Genomic DNA, 6,538 nt, shown 5'->3' on the forward strand with positions numbered 1-6,538 from the left:
CCTCTCGGGGTCTGCGGGGACGGTTGGCGGCCCATCAGGAGGCCCCGAGTTCCCGGTCGATGAAGTCGAAGATGTCGTCGTCGCTGACGTCGTCGAAGCCGTCCGTGGCCGCGGCGGCCGTTCCGTCGAGTTCCTGCAGCAGTTCGCGCAGCCGCACGGCCGCCCTGGCCCGGGCATCGGCTTCGAGTCCGGCGAGGGTGCCGGCGAACTCCTCCAGTCCGGTGAACGCGGGGGCGGCGGCCGGCGCCGGGTCGGCCGGCCCGGCCAGCTCCAGCAGGTGCCGGGCCAGCGCGTCCGGGGTGGGGTGGTCGAACATCACGGTGGCGGCCAGGCGCAGTCCGGTGAGCCGCTCCAGGTCGTTGCGGAACTCGACCGCGGTGAGCGAGTTGAACCCGAGGTCGAGGAAGCCGCGGCCGGCCGGAACGGCGTCCGCGCCGGGGTGTCCGAGCGCGGCGGCGGCCCGCTGACGCACGGTGTCCAGCAGCAGCCGGCCGCGTTCCGGCCCGGCCAGCGCCGCCAGCCGGGTCCGCAGCGGGTCCGGCCGGGTGGGCGCCGCGGTCGGCGCGGGCCGGCGCCGGGCGGGCAGCAGGCCGCGCAGCACCGCCGGGAGGGTGCCCTCGGCGTCCTGCGCGAGCAGCGCCCCCGGGTCGAACCGGGCGGCCACCAGCACGGGCCGGTCCGCCGTCAGACCCCGGTCGAGCAGGGCGAGTCCGTCCTGCGCGGTCAGCGGCACCACGCCGGTGCGGCGCAGCCGGGCCCGTTCGGCGCCGTCGAGGGCCCCGGTCATACCGCGGCCGTCCCCTTCGGCCTCCCAACTGCCCCAGGCCAGCGAGACGGCCGGCAGGCCGCGGGCACGGCGCTGCCCGGCGAGGGCGTCCAGGGCGGCGTTGGCGGCGGCGTAGTTCGCCTGCCCGGCGGAGCCGAGCACCCCGGCGACCGAGGAGAACAGGACGAACGCGCCGAGGTCGGCGTCCAGGGTCAGTTCGTGCAGGTGCAGGGCGGCGTCGGTCTTGGGCCGCAGCACGGTGTCCAGGTCGGCGGCGGTCAGTGACTCCAGCACCCCGTCGGCGACCACGCCGGCGGCGTGGAACACCCCGGTGAGCGGATGCGCGGCCGGCACCGCGGCCAGGACCTCGGCCAGCGCGGCCCGGTCGGCGACGTCGCAGGCGGCGAAGCCGGCGTCCGCTCCGGCTGCGGCGAGTTCGGCCGCGAGTTCGGCGTCCGGGCCGCCGCGGCTGACCAGCAGCAGCCGGCGCACGCCGTGCCGCCGGACCAGGTGCCGGGCGAGCTGTCGGCCGAGCGCGCCGGTGGCGCCGGTGATCAGCACGGTGCCGTCGGGGTCCAGCACCGGCTCCGCGGTGGTCGCCTCCTCGGGCACGGCGGCCAGCCGGGGGGCCAGGGCGGTGCCGTCCCGCAGGAGCAGTTCGGGCTCGTCACCGGCGCAGGCGGCGAGCAGCAGGTCGGCGGTGCTCCGCTCGTCGGTGTCGATCAGGGCGAACCGGCCGGGGTGCTCGCGCTGCGCGGCCCGCAGGAGTCCGCGCACCGCGGCGGCGGCGAGGCCGTCGCCACGGGTGAGGACCACCAGGCGGCTGCCGGACAGCCGTTCCTCGGCCAGCCAGGACCGCAGCAGGGCGAGGAAGCCCGCGGTCTCCGCCCGGACCGCCTCGGCCGGGTCGGCCGCGGCGGGGGCGAAGGCCGGGCAGGGCGCCACCACCACGCCGGGCACCCCGCCTTCCGCCGCGGCGAGCGCGGCGACGTCAAGGTGGCGCCGCGTTCCGGCGGGCAGGGCGAGAGCGGCCGTCGCGGCGTCCGTGCCGCCGAGCAGTGCCCACCCTGCGGCGGGGACGGGCGGCAGCGGCGCCTGCACCCACTCGGTCGCGTACAGTCCGCCCCGGTCCCCGCCGAGGGTCCCGGCGGGCAGCGGGCGGGTGGTGAGCGAGTCGATCCGGACGAGGAGCCGCCCGTCCAGGTCCCGGGCCTCGAAGCGCAGCCGATCGGCCGCGAGCGGGGTGATCCGGGCCCGCAGCGCGGTGACGGGGCGGGCGGCCGCGCGGATCCCGCTCCAGGCGAACGGCAGCACGGGCGCCGGGTCGTCGCTCAGCAGCAGGAAACCGTGCAGCGCGGAGTCGAGCAGCGCGGGGTGCAGCACGAAACCGTCGGTGGCGGTGCCCTGCGGCAGCTCGGCCTCCACCAGGACGGTGTCGCCGTCGCGCCAGGCGGCGCGCAGGCCGCGGAACAGCGGTCCGTAGCCGAGGCCACGCTCGGCGAGGTCCGGGTAGAGGTCGTCGACGGGCAGGGCGACGGCTCCGGCGGGCGGCCACTGGCGGCCGTCCTGGTCGGCGCCGTCCGGCCCGGGGGCGACGCCGCCGAGCCGGGCGGTGGCGTGCTTGGTCCAGCCCGTGGCCGGGTCGTCGTCCTCGGGCCTGGCGTACAGCACCGCGGTGCGCTCGCCGTCCTCGGCGGGCGCGCCGAGGACCAGCCGCAGCTGGAGCGCCCGGCCCGTGGGCAGGACCACCGGGGACTCCAGCAGCAGGTCGCGGACCCCGTCCGCGCCGACCCGGTCGGCGGCGTGCAGCAGCAGATCCACCACCGCGGTGCCGGGCAGCAGCACGGCCCCGGCGACGGTGTGGTCGGCCAGCCACGGGTGGGTGGCCGCCGCGATCCGGCCGGTGAGAGCGAGCGCCGCCGACTCGGGGTCGTCGATCACCGCGCCGAGCAGCGGGTGGCCCGCCTCGCCGAGCCCGGCCGCCGCGACCGGCTGCGGCCCGGGGGCCGGCTCCAGCCAGTAACGGCGGCGCTGGAACGGGTAGCTCGGCACGGCGAACCCGCCGCTCCCGGCGCCGAGCAGCGCGGGCCAGTCGATCCCCACCCCGTGCACGTGCAGCCGGGCCAGCGCGGTGGCGACGCCCAGCCCTTCCGGGCGGTCGGCCCGCAGCACCGGCACCGCGGCGGGCCGTTCGGCGTCGACCGGCCAGCTGTCCAGCGCCATCGGCGCCAGCACCGCGCCGGGGCCTAGCTCCACCAGCACCTCGACGCCCGCCTCCTGGGCCCGCAGCACCGCGTCGGCGAACCGGACCGTGCCACGGGCGTGCCGCACCCAGTACTCGGCCGAGCCCAGCTCGGTGTCCCCGGCCGGGCGGCCGGTCAGCGCCGAGATCACCGGGACGGTGGCCGGACGGTAGTCGAGTGTCTCGGCGACGGCACGGAACTCGGTCAGCATCGCGTCCATGTGCGCCGAGTGGAAGGCGTGGCTGACCGTCAGGCGCTTGGTCCGCCGGCCCGCCTCGGTGAGCTCCCCGGCGAGCGCGGTGACGGCGTCCTCGTCGCCGGCGACCACCACCGCCATCGGGCCGTTCACCGCGGCCAGGTCCACCCCGGATCCCCGCTGCTCGATCAGTGCCCGCACCTGCTCCTCGCCGGCCTCCACCGCGAGCATCGCCCCGCCCGGCGGCAGCGCCTGCATCAGCCGGCCCCGCGCGGCGACCAGCTTCGCCGCGTCCCCGAGCCCGAACACGCCCGCCACGTGCGCCGCCGCGATCTCGCCGACCGAGTGCCCGAGCAGCACGTCCGGGCGCACTCCCCAGTGTTCGAGCAGCCGGAACAGCGCCACCTCGAGCGCGAACAGGGCCGGCTGCGTGTACCCGGTGCTGTCCAGCAGCGCCGCCTCGGGGCTGCCCGGTTCGGCGAACACCACCTCGGCGAGCGGCCGGTCCAGGTGCGGGTCGAGGGCGGCGAACAGCTCGTCCAGGGCGGCCGCGAACACCGGCTGGGACGCGTACAACTCCCGCCCCATGCCGAGCCGTTGGCTGCCCTGCCCGGTGAACATGAACGCCACCGCGCCGGTGCCCGCGACGGCGCTGACCGCCTCCGGCGCGACGCCGCCCTCGGCCAGCACGTCCAGGCCCGCGAGGTAGCCGTCCAGGTCGCCGCCGACCACCGCCGCGCGGTGGTTCCAGCGGGTGCGGGTGGTGGCCAGGGCCCGGGCCACGTCCACCGGATCGGCGCTCCCGCCGTCCCGGACGGCGGCCGCGAGGTTGGCGGCCTGCGCACGCAGGGCGGCCTCGTTCCGCGCGGACAGGATCCACGGCACCGGACCGGCCGTCGCCGGGGCGGCCGACACCGGGGCCGCGACAATGGCGGCGGGCTGGGCTTCGGGCTGTTCGAGGACGACATGCGCGTTGGTCCCGCTGATCCCGAACGCCGACACCGCGGACCGGCGCGGACGCCGGACCTCCGGCCACACCACCTGCTCGGCCAGCAGCTCGACCCCGCCACCCTCCCACTGCACATGCTCACTCGGCGCGTCCACGTGCAGCGACTGCGGCAGCACCCCGTGCTCCATCGCCTTCACCATCTTGATCACACCCGCGACACCCGCCGCCGCCTGCGTGTGACCGATGTTCGACTTCACCGACCCCAACCACAGCGGCCGGCCCTCCTCCCGGCCCCGCCCGTAGGCCGCGATCAGCGCCTGCGCCTCGATCGGGTCACCCAGCCTGGTCCCGGTGCCGTGCGCCTCCACCGCATCGACCTCCGCCGGCACCAGCCCGCCCGCCGCCAGCGCGGCAGCGATCACCCGCAGCTGAGCCGGACCGTTCGGCGCGGTCAGACCATTGCTCGCCCCGTCCTGATTGACCGCCGAACCACGCACCACCGCGAGCACCCGGTGCCCCAGCCGCCGCGCGTCCGACAACCGCTCCACCAGCAGCAGCCCCGCACCCTCACTCCACCCCGTCCCGTCCGCCGCCTGCGCGAACGGCTTGCACCGACCATCCGCCGCCAACCCCCGCTGCCGACTGAACTCCACGAACATCGACGGGGTGGACATCAAGGTCACCCCACCCGCGAGGGCGAGATCGCACTCGCCGCGGCGCAGGGACTGGGCCGCCAGGTGCAGCGCGACCAGCGAGGACGAGCAAGCCGTATCGACGGTGACCGCCGGACCCTGCAGACCCAGCTGATAAGCCACCCGGCCGGAGGCGACGCTCGACGAGTTGCCGATCGCCAGGTACCCCTCCATGCCGTCGGGGGTCCGGTCCAGTCGGGAGCTGTAGTCGTTGTACATGACGCCCGTGAACACGCCGGTCTGCGATTCGCGCAACGTCACCGGATCGATCCCGGCGCGCTCCACCACCTCCCACGCCAGCTCCAGCAACAACCGCTGCTGCGGATCCGTCGCCAACGCCTCACGCGGCGAGATCTCGAAGAACTCCGCATCGAACTCCGCCGCGTCGTACAAGAACCCACCATGACGCGTGTACGACTTCCCCCGCGCCTCCGGATCCGGATCGAACAACCCCTCCAGATCCCACCCCCGGTCCTCCGGGAAACCACCGATCGCATCAGTGCCCTCCGCGACCAGCCGCCACAGATCCTCCGGCGAACGCACCCCACCCGGGAACCGGCACGCCATCCCCACAATCGCCACAGGCTCATCCACCGGAACCGACACAACCGCCGGAACCGCCGGAGCCGACGCCGCCGAACCCAACACCTCCTCACGCAACCGCACCGCCAGCGCCAACGGACTCGGATGGTCGAACACCACCGTCGCCGGCAACCGCACCCCCACCGCCGCCTGCAAGCGGTTGCGCAACTCCACCGCAGTCAGCGAATCAAAACCCAGATCCTTGAACGCCCGACCCGCGTCCAACCGCGAACCATCCGCATGACCGAGCACCACCGCCACCTGACCCACCACCAACTCCAGCAGCAGCCCCTCCTGCTCCGCCACCGACAACCCCACCAACCGCTCGGCGAAGGAACCATCGGACAGCGAGCCCTGGGCACCGGCGCGGCGCCGCACCCTGGGCGCGAGCCCGCGCAGCAGCGGGGGGACGGTGCCGGACTTGGCGGCGGCCCGCAGGGCCTGCAGGTCGATCGGTGCGGTGACCAGCAGCGGTTCGGGCCTGGTGACAGCGGTGTCGAAGAGGGCGAGACCGGTCTCGTCGGACATCGACGCGATACCCACCCGCGCCATCCGCGCCCGATCCACCTCCCCCAAATGCCCCGTCATCGCACCGGCTCGCTCCCACAAACCCCACGCCAACGACACACCCGACAACCCCACACCACGACGCCACGCCACCAACGCATCCACAAACACATTCGCCGCCGCATAACCCCCCTGACCCGCAGTCCCCAACACCCCCGCCACCGAAGAAAACACCACAAACGCCGCCACATCCCCCGCCACCACATGCAGATTCCACGCACCCAACGCCTTCGGACCCCACACCCGGCCCAAACCCCCCACCGACACGTTCTCCACCGTCGCGTCCTCAAGCACCCCCGCCGCATGCACCACACCCGTCAACGGGAACCCCGACGGCAAACCCCCCACCAACTCCCGCAACGCCCCCAAATCCCCCACATCACACGCGGCCACCTCCACCACCGCGCCCAAACCCCGCAACTCCCCCGCCAACCCCACCAACCCCGCGTCACCCACACCACGACGCGACACCAACAACAACCGCCGCACCCCATGACCCACCACCAAACGGCGCGCCACCACACCACCCAACGCACCACCCGC

General features: G+C 75.3%; 1 protein-coding gene and 1 pseudogene. Both read right to left on the reverse strand.

Annotated features, from left to right (window positions below):
• Positions 1–34: 34 nt before the first annotated feature.
• A complete protein-coding gene (locus tag ACFV18_RS21190) occupies positions 35–5,956 on the reverse strand; it encodes an SDR family NAD(P)-dependent oxidoreductase (RefSeq protein ID WP_380485403.1) in 5,922 nt (1,973 codons plus the stop codon).
• A gap of 84 nt (positions 5,957–6,040) precedes the next feature.
• Positions 6,041–6,526 (reverse strand): annotated as a pseudogene (locus tag ACFV18_RS21195) (KR domain-containing protein); the annotation flags it as partial.
• Between the last annotated feature and the right edge of the window lie 12 nt (positions 6,527–6,538).

This window comes from Kitasatospora sp. NPDC059673, assembly GCF_042734215.1.
In the GTDB taxonomy this organism is placed as follows: domain Bacteria; phylum Actinomycetota; class Actinomycetes; order Streptomycetales; family Streptomycetaceae; genus Kitasatospora.

Excerpts from the sequence above, each read along its gene's own strand:
- ACFV18_RS21190 (WP_380485403.1), bottom strand. The coding sequence starts at position 5,956 with ATGTCCGACGAGACCGGTCTCGCCCTCTTCGACACCGCTGTCACCAGG.